Genomic DNA, 16,060 nt, shown 5'->3' with positions numbered 1-16,060 from the left:
GCCCAAAACTAAGAACCATTACACTTCATTGCAAAATAAAAAGTTGGGCAAAACAACATGATAGTTTGGGTCATGTGAAAAAAACTGCACAAGACTAATCAAAGGAGAATACCAGTGGCAATGGAATCAAATCTCTTAACGGGCACAAGTGTAGTCAATGAAGATTTTAGCGAGTATGTTGCCCACCTCCAGCTACACATGACTTTACAAGCTCGCAATCTGGTTCCACCCCTGAAGCAAAACCTAGAAGATAGTCGGGAACAATTACTGCATCAAACCCAAGCCCACTTTGAAAAGTTAGCATCTCGGCAAGGGCTGTAAACTGTAACATAATTTCTACACATTTGTGTTCATAGCTAGTCAATTTTGAGGATGTATTCCGGAAAATCTGCTAGAATATGAGCATTAGTAACGGTTAACAACCGTGCCGTCAGAGGATAAACCTTCCAGCTTAGACTGGCGTTTGATAAACGTGCCATAGGCGAAGTGCAGGCTCCATAGACAGAGGATCGTTAGTAGCCCCTCAAATAAGAAGTTTCTCGCATAACTTCATCACATATAGCGGTCAGTTAGACCGTGTTAGCCTCTGGACTGGATAGAGCCGACTCTTCCAGGTTGAAAGAGGAAATAAGCATCAAAGCTAACCTTTGAGCCAGTTATCTATGATAGAAAAGCGCATGGTTGAATAGCTTTGAGTAGATCTTATGTAACGGCTGTAAATTATCTAAATTTTCAACTAAATTAACCTAAAATAAAGGCAGATCTGGTTGATTAATGCTAACGGTGTTATCATCAAATCTGCTTTTTTTATTTAAATGCAGTATTTAGTTATCAAGATCACTCTTTTGGATCAATAGCAAGTGGCGATAAGCCGCTAATATTATTATTGCAGCACTTACTCAGCAAGAGCAGTTAATTAAGGCTTAATGGCGGCTCGAATTAAAATGACTTCATTACTCCCTCGAAATCTCAGCGTTGTTATCCGACCAGTCCAATACCGGGATCTGGACGGTATGGAACGCCTAACTCAAGAGTCATTCGCGGCCCAAACCCCAAAAGGAGCAGGTTTTGCCACACGCCAGATGCAATGGCTGCGACGCTGGTATGGCTTTTTGAAATTCTTAAGTTGGTTTCCTAACCCGTTACAATACCTATTCTGTTCCTATGTAGCAGAACAGGGGCGGATGCTTCTAGGAACGATTCAAGTATCGCCGTTTAACCGCACTCGCAGTACTTGGCGGGTTGACAAAGTCATGCTTGACCGGGCAACTGACAAGCAAGTAACTGGTTCCCAACTGTTACGCCATTGCTTTGAGTCGGTTGTAGAAGCGCGTACTTGGATACTGGAAGTAAATGTCAACGATTTAGAAGCTTTAGCACTATATCGGCAAAATGGATTTCAGCGTCTGGCGGAAATGACCTACTGGGAAATAGAACCCGAATTGTTGACTGAGTTGGCGCAAGCAGAGCCAGACTTGCCAAACCTCTTACCCATAAGTAATGCTGATGCCCAGTTGCTATATCAACTAGATACAGCATCAATGCCACCTTTGGTACGTCAGGTGTTTGATCGCAACACCCGTGACTTCAAAACCAGTTTGTTTGGCGCTCTCAGCGATGCTGTCAAACAGTGGGTGACGAAAACAGAAGTAGTCAGTGGCTACGTATTTGAACCCCAACGCAAAGCAGCTATTGGGCATTTCCAGGTGCAATTAGACCGCAAGGGTCTTACCCCTCACATAGCAACGCTGACAGTTCACCCCGCTTATACTTGGCTGTATCCAGAGTTGCTGTCCCAACTAGCGCGCATTGTCCAAGATTTTCCCCACCAAGGTTTGCAACTAGCTTCCTCTGATTATCAGCCAGAGCGAGAAGAGTATTTAGAACGCATTGGTGCTAAACGGACAGAACATACCTTAATCATGTCGCGCTCAGTTTGGCACAAGTTACGGGAGTCTAAATTTGTCTCCTTAGAAGGAATTCAGTGGCCTGAAGTTTTACAAGGGCTACAACCTGCTCGGAAACCGATACCAGGGGGTATGTCATGGACACAACAAGTTCAACAGCGATCGCCAGATAGACCTGCACCCACTTCATCAGAACCTACGGCTTTCGGTACTAAACAATCTAGTCTAGAACCATCTTGCCCACCTGAAGGGGCAGATACACAGCAAAAGCAGTAGTGTGACACCCGAGGAGAAACCAAAGCCATTGATTTCCGCATTAGGATTAGATTTAGGGCGCAAGCGCATTGGAGTAGCAGGTTGTGATGGTACTGGCTTAATAGCTACGGGGATCACTACCATCGAGCGGACATCTTTTATCAACGATGTCGAGCAACTCAGACAAATAGTTCAGGATCGCCAAGTGCAGGTGCTAGTAATTGGCTTACCTTATTCAATGGATGGTTCCTTAGGATTTCAAGCACATCAAGTGCAAAAATTGGCTAAGCGGCTGTCTAAAGCTCTAAATCTCCCGATGGAATACATGGATGAGCGATTAACTTCATTTCAAGCAGAGCAACTGCTAAAAGCGGAAAATCGCTCGCCATCACGCCACAAAGGTTTGATTGACCGGAAAGCAGCAGCTTTAATTTTGCAACAATGGCTCGATCAAAGGCGCGCTCAATCTCACAGTTCGGCAGCAGCTATTGAGTATTGATACCTTTTAACATGATATTCTGAAAACTGTTACCCAGCAGTTGTATATATATCTCAACCTATTTATTTAGGCGCGATCGTCTCATTAAATAGTTGAGTAACTTCCAATTTGTTGGTCTTTATAAAGTCCCATACCTCGGCTATGTTTTCCTCACAATTTCCAGACGACAATGATAGCGCTCACGCTGGCTCCATCAGTTTAACTGACGACAAAGGGCGCAGCCTCGATTGTTATATCGAACATTCTCTCTCAGTAGATGGACAAGAATATGTTTTACTTCTACCTGTTGATTCACCTGTAGAAATTTTTGCTTGGGAAGGTGAAGACGAAGAAGAAGAAGCTGTTCTTGTAGAAGATGATCTCACTATTGAAAAAATTTTTGCTAACGCCCAAGCTGTCTTATCTGAGCAGAATCTGCTCTTAAAGAATACTGCTTATGCGCTGACAGTTGCCGGTGATTTACCTCCTGTTGAAGAATCGGAACTCTTCACCTTAGAAATCGAAGATGATGAAGCAGAAGATTTAGAGCCAGAGCAATTACAGCTACTAGCTAGCTTCTATGAAGAAGAACAGGAATATGCAATTTATACACCCCTCGATCCCCTGCTGTTTTTCGCTCGCATAACCAAAACAGGTAAGCCAGAACTACTTTCACCAGAGGAATTTCGCAAGGTACAACCATTGTTAGAAGAACATCTTTTTAATGAAGTTGAATAACATTAAAAATTCAAATGTAACCTTTCTCAAGTTTTAATTCGGATTCTTGAATGAGAATTGCGAAAAATTTTCCTTTTTTGCAAAAATTAAGGAAACTATTTTGGCTCCCTATATAAATTGACCGATAATCCATGACGTTGCGCCACATTTAGGCATGGGGAGCAGCGTCGTTGTGCGTTTGAATCGCCGTCCCACATCTGGTAAAATCTATCGAGCGACATGAGCGCATCCTTTATGGGTGGCGTAATCTCCGACTTGAGACTGAGGGCCTTTAGTTGAATTTTGCCCAAGGGCACTCGGTTGGCAAGTTCACCAGCAAAGCTTTATCCTAAAAAATAGGCATTTGGATTTTTTGGAAGATCATCATAGCACATCTGTGCTTTGTTAGAAATAACAAAATACTAAATGTTTGTTGTCAAAATTTACAAAGCAATTCCCACATCCATTGATTCTTAAATATGACTTGGAATAACCTCTTGCAGCCTGACTTAATTTTGTCAGGTTCAATTTTAAACCTGACACCAGAAATTATCCAGCAATATGGATTGAAGGGATTGGTGCTGGATGTGGATGAAACTTTAGTACCAATCAAAGTAGGAGCCGTTTCCGTTGAATTACGACAGTGGGTAGAACAAATCCGCGCCTGTACCGAACTTTGGTTGGTGAGCAATAACCTGAGTGAAATGCGGATTGGTGGTATTGCCCGCTCTCTTAACTTACCTTATTACCTCGGTGCCGCCAAACCTTCACGACGCAAAATTAGAGCCGCACTGAGGGCGATGAATTTACCAGTTCATCAAGTGGGGATGGTAGGCGATCGCTTGTTTACCGATGTCTTAGCCGGTAATCGCTTGGGAATGTTTACCATCTTAGTTGAACCGATGATTCACCCAGATGTAGAGTTGCTGCGAAATCATCCGATCAGAAACTTTGAAGTCTGGGTATCAGAAGCCTTGGGAGCCTCCATCACCCCCAAGTACACAAAGATTAACAAAGATTGATATTAAGTCAGGAAAGTAAATCTAAAAAAATAATTAAGGAATGTTTCGCAATGAAAAAAATCTGGGATCATAAATATCAATAAGATGGGGTCAGCTAAAAAAGACCCTAGCCGATAATAAATAAATATAAAACTGTAAAGCGTCAGCCTTCACTTATAGAAGACCTGGCGCTTTACAATTTTTTTAGTCAGTTGTCAGTTGTCAGTTGTCAGTTGTTCCATGACCAATCACCAATCACCAACGACTAATGACTAATGACTAATGACTAATGACCAATGACTAATGACTAATGACTAAAACAATCGTCGTCAAAATCGGTACTTCTAGTCTGACTCAACCAGAAACCGGACAATTAGCACTGTCCACTATTGCTACCTTGGCGGAAACGCTGTCTGATTTAAAACGCCAAGGACATCGAGTGATTTTGGTGTCTTCTGGTGCGGTGGGAGTGGGTTGTGCGCGGTTGGGTTTAACTGAACGCCCAAAAGCGATCGCTCTCAAACAAGCAGTAGCAGCTGTGGGACAAGGGCGGTTAATGCGGGTGTATGATGATTTATTTACTACCCTGCAACAACCGATCGCTCAAGTTTTGTTAACTCGCAGCGATTTAGTACAGCGCAGCCGCTATCTCAACATCTACAACACCTTTCGGGAATTGCTGGGATTGGGAGTGATTCCGGTAGTGAATGAAAACGATACGGTAGCGGTGGATGAGCTAAAATTTGGCGATAATGACACCCTTTCCGCATTAGTTGCGAGTTTAGTAGAAGCAGATTGGCTATTTTTGCTGACTGATGTTGATAGATTGTACTCAGCCGATCCCCGTTCTGTACCCGATGCCCAACCGATCGCCTTGGTCAGTAGTATTAAAGAATTAGCGCAATTACAGATACAAACAGGTTCCCAAGGTTCCCAATGGGGTACTGGCGGGATGGTGACAAAAATTTCGGCGGCGAGAATTGCGATCGCAGCTGGTGTGCGGACTGTGATTACCCAAGGGCGATATCCCCGCAACATCGAAAAAATCATCGCCGGGGAATCTATCGGTACACACTTTGAACCGCAACCAGAACCAACCTCAGCGCGCAAACGTTGGATCGCTTACGGATTAATCCCGGCGGGAAAATTATATTTAGATGCAGGTGCGATCGCCGCCATTTCCCAAGCTGGAAAATCATTATTAGCAGCGGGGATTAAAACAGTAGAAGGAGAATTTGATACTCAAGAAGCCGTGCAATTGTGCGATCGCACTGGTAACGAAATTGCCAGAGGACTAGTAAACTACAACAGCGAAGAACTGCAAAAGATTCGCGGCTGTCATTCCCGCGAAATTCCCCAAATTTTGGGCTACGCCGGTGCGGAAACTGTAGTTCATCGGGATAATTTAGTTTTGACTTAGTAAGAACTCACGCATAATTCATCAAAGGCGACAGGAAACCGACTGCTTCAAGAGGTGGGAGGGATAGCGCCCCGTCGCCCTTTGTTGTTAGTGGTCAGTATGTAGAATTTGTTATGCCAATAGTAGCACTGCACTAAAAATTTATACCAATTCAAATAATGTTTGCGACACATCAATATATTCTAGAGGGCACGTCAGTGCCCATACGTGTCAACTTAACGCCAAACCCTTATCAAGACGTAATTTTGAATTAAATCGCCTACCATCAAGATCCGCGTTACCCCACCCCGGCTTTGCTGACGCAAAACCTCCCCTCCCCGTAAACGGGGAGGGGATTGAGGGGTGGGGTAAAATGCCTGTGGAATAAGCGTTTGAGCTTAAGTTGACACCAATGGTCAGTGCCGTGCCCCTACCATCTGTCGCATTCTTTTTTCAAATTGGTATTAGCTATTAGAGATATTCAGGGATACTTCACTAAGGTGCAATTTTTTACTATAGCGATTCTCACTTGGATGCAATACAACCAAGGGCGGGAAAACCTTACCCCTACAGGCTTTGCGATTTAAAACTGTACCTCACCGATCCGAAAACCGCTATATAACTCAATACGGTTCAGTTAAGATCCCCCCGCCTGCGGCGACCCCCTTAAAAAGGCAGGGCTGTTTCGTTCCCTCAAAGGCTCATAATGTCAAGGGTTATGTTTGGCGATCACGCGAATTTTCTGGGCAAAAATTTGATTTTAATGGGTTGAAATGTAGGTTTTCTCTCACTTCTGTACCAAAAAAACATCGCCAATGATATTGACAAATTACCCCTCATTATCGAATGAATCAGCCCTGCCTTAAAAAGGGGGTAACAGAGGGTTATTAGCCCCCCTTGAAAAGGGGGGTTGGGGGGATCTTAAGAAGATTAAAATGTCAACTGAACCGTATTACTATATAACTATGAAATTATAAGTAGTTAATTTTTCCTGATTTTTCGGTGATGGTTCATTTATACGCAAAACGTATGTTTTGATACAAAATTAACAGTATTGTTACTGGAGCAATAAAATTTAACCCACACTTAAAATACAGAATTTTTACTGTTATTTTTATAACTAAAATTTTGTACTTTAAATACAGTCAAGAAAAACAAGATTTTGCCACCGTTAAAGAAAAATACTTCTTTAAGGTCGGACATTGAAGAATTTAGGAATGAATTTGTAGTGAACATCAGCACCAATTCGTACAGATTTGGGCTAATTTGTTACATCTGCTTTCAATGTCAAGATAAAAATTAAGTTTTTAATCCAGACTATCACTAACAAAAATTACACTCAAATAAATTCAAAGGCATTTACTATGGTACGTCGTTTTACTCTAGCTTCTGCACTCCTCGTTACTGGTTCAGTTTTTGCGTCTGTTGCTATCCCCATGACTGCAATGGCTGGTTCAGCAACTTCTAACTTGGGTGTTTCAGCTTCAGTTACAGCTAACTGTACTATTTCTACTTCTGCTCTCACCTTTGGCGCTTATGACCCAGTAAGCGCTAATGCCAGCAGTGCTTTAACTGGTACTGGCAGCGTCACAACAGCTTGTACTAGTGGTGCTTCTGCGACTATTACCTTGGGTCAAGGTAGCAATGCTGACACAGGCTCTACTGATGCTGCACCTTTACGTATGATGAGTGATGGTGGTGGAAACAACTTGTCTTATGGTTTGTATACAGATGCAGGCCATTCAACTGCTTGGGGAAATACCTCAGGAACAGGTGTTGCGCATACTGGTACAGGTACAGCTGCACAAATTACTATTTATGGTTCGATCGCTGGTGGTCAAAATGTTCCCGCAGGTAGTTACAGTGATACAGTTTTGGCGACTGTCAGTTTCTAGCCAGAAGTTTTTCTAGTGCTTGTAAGAGCAGTATTGGGGTCACTGTTTCTTAACTTTAGCACTCAGTCTTCTTATTTATGAGAATCAATTGTTTATGTTGGGTGGATAATTCCACCCATCAGAAATTAATCAGCCAAAATCGAATTTTCTCAAACCTAAATTTATGTCTTTTTCTCATAAAAAAGCCGGGTTAGTATTTTTGGGTTTACTAGCTGGACTAGGACTAATTCCCGGACAACAAGCTTGGGGGAGCAATTTTCAAGTAAGTCCTGTAAAAGTTTCTTTATCTAGTCAAGTTTCTAATCAACTTCTCACTATACGTAATAGCAGTGATGAAACTTTACGCTTTCAAATAAAAACTTATGCTTGGAGTCAAGATACTAAAGGTGAAATGCAACTCACTCCTACAGAAGACATAGTTGCGTTTCCGGGCTTACTTTCCTTAAATCCTGGGGAAGAACGCCGTATACGTGTGGGAACTTTAACTCCTGTAGGTACAGTGGAAAAAACTTACCGTATTTTTGTGGAAGAACTTCCCCCACTAAAAACACCTAAGATAAATAACCCAGGAATTAAAATTTTAACAAAAATGGGAATTCCTATTTTTTTACAACCAAATCAACAATTTATAGATGGCAAAATCGATAATGTCAAGATTAATCAAAGTCGTTTATCTTTTCAGGTAAAAAATACGGGTAACACTCATTTTATTGCTCAAAATATTAGAGTCAAAGGCACAGATGTGACAGGTAAAACTGTATTTAATAAAGAACGAAATGGTTGGTATATTCTCAATGGTATATCCCAACCTTATGAACTCAATATTCCTCAATCGGATTGTAACAAAACCCAAACATTATTAATAGAGGTAAAAACGGAACAAAAAGTTTTAACAGAAAAGCTTGACATACCTCAAGGGGCTTGTAAAAATACAAAATAATTTTCTATGCAGTATTTTTAACAATGGGTTCAATATTTTTCAAAGGACGACATTTATTAAATTTGTTGTTCTGGATATTTTTTTTTGGATCTAGTTTGATGATCTGTCCTGTATGGGCAGTACAAGAGCAAAAGGCAATACTAGAACTAACGCTGAATGATGTTTCCCAAGGGGAAATTTTTGTTATTTTACGTGATAAGGATGTTCTAATTCGGCGTTTGGATCTGGAAAAAGCAGGATTACAAAATTTTGCTGGTGTTCAAGAAACGATTAATAATGAAATTTATGTTTCTCTTGGCTCTCTAAATTCTAGTATTACCTACAAATTTGACGAAAAATCTTTAAGTTTGCGGATAACCGCCCAACCTCAATTACTAGGAACTACTTCACTTAACCTAGGGAATAGTTTACCAAAAAATATAGTTTACAGTCAAGACACCAGCGCTTTTCTAAACTATGCTTTTAATATACCTTTGGATGAAGCAAAGTTAAATAGTTATACATTTTTTGGAGAGTCTGGTCTCAGCCTCAATGGTAATTTATTATATAGTAATTTCTCTCGAAAAGTAGATGGTAGTCTTGTCAGAGGATTAACCAATTTTACGATAAATAATCCTAAAAATTTGACTCGATGGGTGGTTGGTGACTCTTTTGTTAATTCTGGTAATTTAGGAGGTTCACTATTTTTAGGAGGTGTGAGTGTATCAAAACAATTCGACCTCAATCCCTATTTTATTCGTCAACCAACATTTGGATTATCTGGTGCTGTTATTACTCCTTCTACAGTAGAAGTATTAGTCAATGGACAAAGGGTCAGCCAACAAGATTTACCCCCTGGTAAGTTTGAATTAAATAATCTAGTGCTACCTGTAGGTAATGGTTCAACCAAAGTAATAATTCGTGATGCTTTTGGTAAAGAACAAGTAATTAATTCACCATTTTATTTTTCTACAGGACTACTCAAACCAGGACTATCTGACTATAGTTTTAATCTCGGTTTTCGCAGAGATAATTTGGATTCTGATAGCTTTAATTACGGTTCCTCTGTTTTTTTGGGTCGATATACTCAAGGTATAACTGATTCTCTAACAATTGGGGGGCGTTTGGAAGCGTCTTCTGATTTAATCAGTGGTGGTACTACTTTAACAACTGCATTACCTTTTGGTGCTGTTGAATTATCTTTAGCTGCTAGTAATGAATCAGGAAATACAGGTACAGCAGCATCATTAGCCTATAGCTATTCTAGTAGAAGTGTAGGATTTGGAGGTTCTGTACGTCTATTCAGCGATCAATATGCAAATTTGAGTCTCAAAGCGGCAGATGATAGACCAAACTTAGAGTACAATGCCTTTGTTTCTTCAAATTTAGCACGGGGTCTGAGTGTAGGTTTACAATATGCTGCTGCTGATTTACGCGATCGAGGACACAGCGATCGCCTTTCTGTTTACAGCACAATTCAATTGAGCGATCGCGCCAATTTATCTATTAATGCTAGTCATAGTTCTCAAGATTTACAATCTACCAACAACGAAATATTTATTGGATTTAATTATTATCTCGGTGACACTAGTGCTAGTTTAGGTGAACAAATTAACGATCAAAAGGCTAGCACTACCCTATCTGTGCAAAAATCTGCTCCTGTTGGGGAGGGTTTTGGTTACCGTTTTCAGTTGACCCCCAGTGAAGCAGAAGTTCCAGGTAATGCGCGTCTCACCTATCGCGCACCTGTGGGTATATATGAATTAAACTATGATCGCAATAACAATGGAGGAGAAGCTACTACACTCAACGCATCTGGGAGTATTGTCGCCATTGGAAACAATATTTTCTTTACCCGGCCTGTAACACAGAGTTTTGCTCTGTTACAAGTTCCTGGAGTTAAAGGAGTACGTGGTTATGTTAGTAACCAAGAAATGGGAAGGACTGACCGAAACGGGAATTTGTTAATCCCAGACTTACTCCCATATTATGGCAATAATATTAGAATGCAAGATGAAGATATTCCTCTCAATTACAAGATTGGCGCTAACGATCAAGTTATTGCTCCTCCTTTAAGAGGAGGGGCTGTAGTTCGCTTTCCTGTTCAACGTATTCAGAGTTTTATTGGCACTATTGCTATAGAATCATCAGGAAAAACAGAAATTCCAGCTTATGGTCAATTAACTGTTAATGTAAACAATAAACCAGTAATATCTCCTATTGGTAGTGAAGGTAATTTTTATTTAGAAGATAATATTTCGCCGGGAAGCTACACAGCCAAGGTGGAGTATGAACAAGGTACTTGTAATTTTCAGATAAATCTTCCTCAGTCTGAACAATCAATAGTAAATTTAGGGCAGTTAAAATGCTTGTTAATCCAAAAATAAGAGGCAAGTTATGAATGGTAAAAATTTATTATTAGCAATAGGAACAATTCTAACTAGCACTTTATTTATTACTCCAGCTTTATGTCAATGTTCTTTTAGTTCTACTAGCGTCATTTTTGGTGCTTATGATGTTTTTAATACTACATCTACCACTTCTACTGGCACCATAACTTATGATTGTTCTTCAGCAAATCCAACACCTAGTTTAATTACTATTGACCTCAGTCAAGGTAATTCTGCTGCTTATGATTACCGTGAATTACGCAGTACAAATGATGCAATTAATTATAATTTATATTTAGATCCTGGGGGACAATTTATTTGGGGAAATGGAACAAACAGTCAACACTATACAAGTACTAATCTCTCTGGTACTGTCACTATTTATGGCATTATTCCAGCCAGACAAAATGTCAAAGTTGGAAATTATACAGATTCAATCACTGCTACATTAAATTTTTAATTTTTTCACATATAAAAACCTGATTAACCTTGCTACTCAATGTTAAAAGTTTTTCCTTCTCTTTCCCCCCCGTTTCGCTGGGAGTGAGGGGGGAGTGAAAACGCTAATTTTTTTACTCTACCCTAAGAAAGCAGCGGGGGGAGGTTAGGTGGGTAAGGTCTGTCGAACTCAGGTTAACAATAGCTTTTCTGTGACAAAATCAACTTTAGCGCCCCGATAAATTCCTGCTCAACATAAGGTTTTGTAAAGTAATTAGCAGCTCCTAATTGCATTGCTAACATGCGGTGCTGATTAGTACTGCAAGTACTCAACATAATCACTGGGATTTGTGCTAGCAATGGGTCTTTGTGACGATAAGTAAGAAACTCAAAGCCATTCATATTAGGCATTTCAACATCACAAATCACTAGTTGAATATCGGAATTTTGCTGCAACTGAGCGATCGCCTCTTGCCCATCTTCTGCATGTAAAACTTTGTAACCGAATTTTTGCAAAGCTAAAGATACCAGATGTCGCACACTCTTGGAATCATCTACCACCAGAATCGTGGGTTTTTTGCTAAATATTGCTGTGTTTGGTGCATCCAACAATTTAGCCGTTGCGGGAATCTCTGGCCTTTGGTCAATCGTTTCGCTTAACAGTGCAGCCACATCAATCACTTGCAACTGTCTGTCTTTCCAAGTAGTAGAACCATAAACATGACTATTAACTTTAACTGATGACTCCAAAGGTTGGATCACTAACTCTGATTCTGCAATCAAAGATTCAATCTCTGGTTGTAAAGCGAAAATTTGCTGCCCTAGGCTGAGTATTAATGTTGGTTCAGGCTGAAGATTTTGAGAGGAAAATTCTGGCAAAGCAAGTTCGGAAGTTGCGACAGCCGAATTAGCGCATTTTAGCAGTCTCGATAGTTGATAGGTGGGGATAATTTTACCTTGCCAATGTAAAAACAACTTTTGTTGGGAATAGATAATCTCATCAGCTTCAGCAACTAAAATTTCGACAACGTGATTGGAGTTCACTGTAAAAACAGTATTATCTGTCAACCAGACAAATAAATTAGCAGTTTTCCCTGTTAGTGGTAGTGTTGGGCTATGGTTATGCTTTGGCGTTGCAAGTTGCGGTGTCATCTGTTGAGAAACATCTTGATTAAAGATGGCTTCGTAAGCTGCACGCCAACCTGTCAAGGCGATCTGCCCAATCATTTGAGCGGCTTTTGGGCTGGCTTGCAGGGTAGTTAGAGTAACTTGGGCGATCGCCACAAATTCCGAAATTTTTAAGCGATCGCCAAAGTCCAAAAACACATTTGCTGCTAATTTAAGTTTCTCTACTAAATTATCAGCTGGCGATTGAGTCAGAATCATTTCTAGGTTGTTTAATGCCTGAGTCACCTCTGTGGTGGGAATTAGTCCTGATCTATCTGTCTTCAAATTGGTTGTTGGCGCTGAATTAACTGCTACTTGTTGGTTATGGTTTCTTGACTCTAAATGAGCAAACACTGATTCTGCTTTTGCTAATACGTTCACTGCATCATCAGACTTGCCATTAATTTGAGCCAAAATTAGTATTCCCAAGTATTCATTAGCTTCTATCAGCAAAGCTGTCATATCCGTGTTAAGTACGTTATTCTCCAGCGATAAAAACCTAAAAATCTTCTCCAGACGATAGGCTAGAGTTTGAATGTCAGTTAAATCAACCTGATCTGCTGCGTCTTTAATCAGCTGGGTAATTCGCACCAGAGTCCGCATCTTAGCAGCAGTATAGTTATGTGGCAGTTCTAGCAATCCATTGTGAATTTGTTGTAGAAGTCCTAAAGCTTCTTGGACAAATTTTTGGTTTATAGAATTTTTTATACCAAAGTCAAGAACCATACTTATGTTCCTGTATTTAATTAAGTCAATAGTCAATAGTCAATGGGCATTGGGCATTGGGCATTGGGCATTGGGCATTGGGCATAAATTATTTCTTATTTATCTCCCTTCCCTTGTCCGCTTCCGCTCCACCTATCCCCATTTTCAAGACAAGTCTTCTTGAGCAAATTTCGCCAGATTAGCTAAAGACTCTGCCATTGCTAGGGATTGCTCTGAAGTTTGATTGGTAATATGAGCAACTGCCAAAATAGATTGGTTTGCTTCGGTAGAAGTCTGGGATTGAAGAGCAGCAACCTTAGTAATTTCTGCCACTAGTGTTTTTATTTGCTGACTGATAGCGATCGCCTCATGATTGAATTGCTGCTGAGTTTCTTCTATTGATGCAGTCTCGCTGTTTACCTGTTCGGCTTTAGACTCAATCGCCACAATCATAGAGTGACTTTCTGTCTGAATTTGGGACACCAGTGGTTGAATGACGGACAGATCCGAGTCTAACTGTTGTATTAAAGAAAGCGCTTTTTGGGCGATCGCTGCAAATTGTTGACCAGCAACGCCTGCACGAGATGCTTCCAGTGCTGTGTGCATGGTTTGGAGTTTCATCTGCGAAACCACATTACTCATGAGACTGACTATCTCAGAAAGCTTTTGGGAAGGTTGCTCGATCCGATTGACTTTTTCGGCTGCGTCTACAACTGTTTGTTGAATAGCACAGATACTATCTAAAAGCCGATTAATTGAATGATTTTCATCCTGTATCCATTGACTCAGCTGCTGTTCTTGGAGTTCCATGTGTTGGGCACAGACATTCAATTCCTCAGCTGAATTACTCAACATTTGAATTTGATTGCAGATGGAATTAATCGATTGCATCTGCTGCGGAACAATCTCTGTATACAAGGTATGCACAACTGTATTGCTACTGTTAAGCAGTTGGGAAACTTGAAGCTGCATCTGTTCTTGTTTTTGACGCTGCTGATCGGAGGTCGCTGCCGCAGTTTGGTATGATTGATCTACGTGATTGAGAAGTCTGGCATGATCGAGAGCAAATCCCACTTGCATGGCGACTTGAGTGAATAAATCAATCTCGTGTTGTTGCCAATCACGGGCAGTAGAACATTGATGTGCAATTAATAAGCCAAATAACTTGTCGCCTTTAAGAATTGGCGCGACTAAATTGGCTTTAACAGCAAAGGGTGCGAGTTGGTTAATGTGACACTCAGTCAACCCTGCTTTAGAGATATCACTGATAGCTTGGACTCGACCTGCTTGGTATTTTTCTACATAACCTTCGGCAAAACAGGGGTCTTTGATGTTGGCTTGTAAAGCTTTGGGAAAACCGGGCAGCACTGATTCTGCAATCACAGTACCATACCAATCGGCATCGAAACCATAAACTATGACTCGGTCAGTGCTAATTGCTTTGCGGACTTCTTCCACCGTGGTTTTGAGTACATCCTCTTCATTGAGTGACTCGCGAATGCGGCGGGTAATATTGACAAATACCTGAGTTTGATTGGCTTTGTTATCTAGCTGTTCCAGCAGGCTAGTGTAGTTGAGAGCAAATCCTAATTGTGTAGCGATCTGGGCGAACAAATTTATCTCAAACTGCTGCCAAAAGCGGGGTTTAGAACATTCATGGGCAATTAATAAGCCGTATAGTTGCCCTTTTTTGAGAATGGGTGTAACTAAATTTGCTTTGACAGCAAATCGTTCTAGCAAGCCAATATGACAATCACTGAGATCGGCTTGATAGATATCATCAATAGCAAAAATGTATCCATCTTGGTATTTTTTCACACACCCTTCATCAAAACAAGGGTCTTTGACAGTCGCCCACAAAGTTTTTGGTAAACCAAATGCTACTGATTCGGCGATAAAGATTCCTTCTCCACTAGGATTGAAGCGGAAAATGGTGACGCGATCGCACCTTAAGGCTGTGCGGGCTTCTTCAACGGTGGTTTTGAGAACATCATCTTCATTGAGAGATTCGTGAATGCTGCGGGTAATGTTCATCAAAACTTGTACCTGTTCCGCTTCCACTTCTTGTTTCCAGAGTAAATCTGGTAGCTGTTTTTTGATTAAGCTGATGTTTTTCTCTAAGAGCAGCAGTTCGTTGTTGCTCGTGGTAGCAGCGCCAATACCCACATTTTCTGGTAGTAATCTCTGTACAATGTTGTTAGAGAGTGCAGCAGCATTCAATAGTGGACGTATAGCGCGATTTGCCAAAATTGCCGCGATCGCACCTACCAACACAGTTGTTACTCCTGTGACCAATAACAACAGCGATAGCTGTGTTTGTAGTGCTAGTTTACTTGCTGTTAACTCTTGAGCGCTTACTTGTTCCCGTTCTGGAATCTGCTCAGTAATTAGCTTATTGCCAATATAATAAGTTGCAGTCCCAATTGCCAGCATGGGGAGCATACTGATAGCACAAGACCAAATTATGGCTTTTTTCTTCAAACTCCAATTGTGCAATCCTTGCTGCCGACGATGAGAAAATTGAATTAGTGTTGGCAGTTTTGAACTATCTACATTATGCTGACTACCCTGTAACTGATTAATTCTTTTGTCACCGACTTGCTTTTGATGAGAAGACTTAGTCATAAATCTAGTCAGATTATTCTACAGAAATTATTCAATAAAAAACAACCGTCGCCACATTCATCAACTTAGTTGGTAGGGTAGTGCACTTATTAGACCCCGCTCTTAAGGGCGGGGTCTTAATGCGGCATAGTCAAAGGTGAAGCCAAAAAAGCCTAAATTTGTCT

13 protein-coding genes are annotated in these 16,060 nt (G+C 40.8%); 10 read left to right on the top strand and 3 right to left on the bottom strand.

Annotation, left to right across the window (positions count from 1 at the left end; all coding sequences use genetic code 11):
• Positions 1-120: 120 nt before the first annotated feature.
• The gene (locus AACU32_RS01840; protein WP_086691285.1) at positions 121-321 is read left to right on the top strand and encodes a hypothetical protein; all 201 of its coding nucleotides are present in this window, start codon (positions 121-123) and stop codon (positions 319-321) included.
• A 35-nt stretch (positions 322-356) separates the two neighbouring features.
• Here the strand turns inward: AACU32_RS01840 and AACU32_RS01835 are convergent, their stop codons facing one another.
• Complete coding sequence (locus AACU32_RS01835; RefSeq protein WP_339377421.1) at positions 357-479, bottom strand: hypothetical protein; 123 nt, start codon at positions 477-479, stop codon at positions 357-359.
• A gap of 447 nt (positions 480-926) precedes the next feature.
• Between AACU32_RS01835 and AACU32_RS01830 the strand changes: the two genes are divergently transcribed.
• From AACU32_RS01830 to AACU32_RS01790, 9 genes are all read left to right on the top strand, one after another.
• The gene (locus AACU32_RS01830) at positions 927-2,183 is read left to right on the top strand and encodes a GNAT family N-acetyltransferase (protein WP_096597299.1); all 1,257 of its coding nucleotides are present in this window, start codon (positions 927-929) and stop codon (positions 2,181-2,183) included.
• Position 2,184: 1 nt separating this feature from the next.
• Positions 2,185-2,661, top strand: a complete 477-nt coding sequence (ruvX, locus tag AACU32_RS01825; RefSeq protein WP_096597297.1) for a Holliday junction resolvase RuvX — start codon at positions 2,185-2,187, stop codon at positions 2,659-2,661.
• A gap of 141 nt (positions 2,662-2,802) precedes the next feature.
• On the top strand, positions 2,803-3,378 hold the full coding sequence (locus AACU32_RS01820; protein WP_096597295.1) for a DUF3727 domain-containing protein: 576 nt from the start codon (positions 2,803-2,805) through the stop codon (positions 3,376-3,378).
• Positions 3,379-3,836: 458 nt separating this feature from the next.
• Positions 3,837-4,379, top strand: coding sequence for a YqeG family HAD IIIA-type phosphatase (locus AACU32_RS01815; protein ID WP_096597293.1), 543 nt, complete (start codon positions 3,837-3,839; stop codon positions 4,377-4,379).
• A 289-nt stretch (positions 4,380-4,668) separates the two neighbouring features.
• Positions 4,669-5,778, top strand: a complete 1,110-nt coding sequence (proB, locus tag AACU32_RS01810) for a glutamate 5-kinase (protein ID WP_096597291.1) — start codon at positions 4,669-4,671, stop codon at positions 5,776-5,778.
• A 1,343-nt stretch (positions 5,779-7,121) separates the two neighbouring features.
• Entirely contained in the window at positions 7,122-7,652 is a 531-nt protein-coding gene (locus tag AACU32_RS01805; protein WP_096597289.1) for a Csu type fimbrial protein, read from the top strand.
• 163 nt (positions 7,653-7,815) lie between these two features.
• Positions 7,816-8,592 (top strand): fimbrial biogenesis chaperone, encoded by a 777-nt coding sequence (locus tag AACU32_RS01800; protein ID WP_096597287.1) that lies wholly within the window; start codon positions 7,816-7,818, stop codon positions 8,590-8,592.
• A gap of 98 nt (positions 8,593-8,690) precedes the next feature.
• On the top strand, positions 8,691-10,958 hold the full coding sequence (locus tag AACU32_RS01795) for a fimbria/pilus outer membrane usher protein (RefSeq protein ID WP_339377419.1): 2,268 nt from the start codon (positions 8,691-8,693) through the stop codon (positions 10,956-10,958).
• A gap of 10 nt (positions 10,959-10,968) precedes the next feature.
• Positions 10,969-11,421 carry a spore coat protein U domain-containing protein gene (locus tag AACU32_RS01790; protein ID WP_096597283.1) on the top strand — a complete coding sequence of 151 codons (453 nt, stop codon included), beginning with the start codon at positions 10,969-10,971 and terminating at the stop codon, positions 11,419-11,421.
• Positions 11,422-11,594: 173 nt separating this feature from the next.
• On the opposite strand, the gene AACU32_RS01785 is transcribed toward AACU32_RS01790, so the two are convergent.
• On the bottom strand, positions 11,595-13,292 hold the full coding sequence (locus tag AACU32_RS01785; RefSeq protein WP_096597281.1) for an ATP-binding response regulator: 1,698 nt from the start codon (positions 13,290-13,292) through the stop codon (positions 11,595-11,597).
• A gap of 144 nt (positions 13,293-13,436) precedes the next feature.
• On the bottom strand, positions 13,437-15,896 hold the full coding sequence (locus tag AACU32_RS01780; protein WP_096597279.1) for a methyl-accepting chemotaxis protein: 2,460 nt from the start codon (positions 15,894-15,896) through the stop codon (positions 13,437-13,439).
• Positions 15,897-16,060 lie beyond the last annotated feature (164 nt).

Source organism: Calothrix sp. NIES-2100 (assembly GCF_963875285.1).
Classification (GTDB): Bacteria; Cyanobacteriota; Cyanobacteriia; order Cyanobacteriales; family Nostocaceae; genus Aulosira.
The sequence above is the reverse complement of the archived record's forward strand: the minus strand, read 5'-3'. Positions and strand labels throughout refer to the sequence as shown.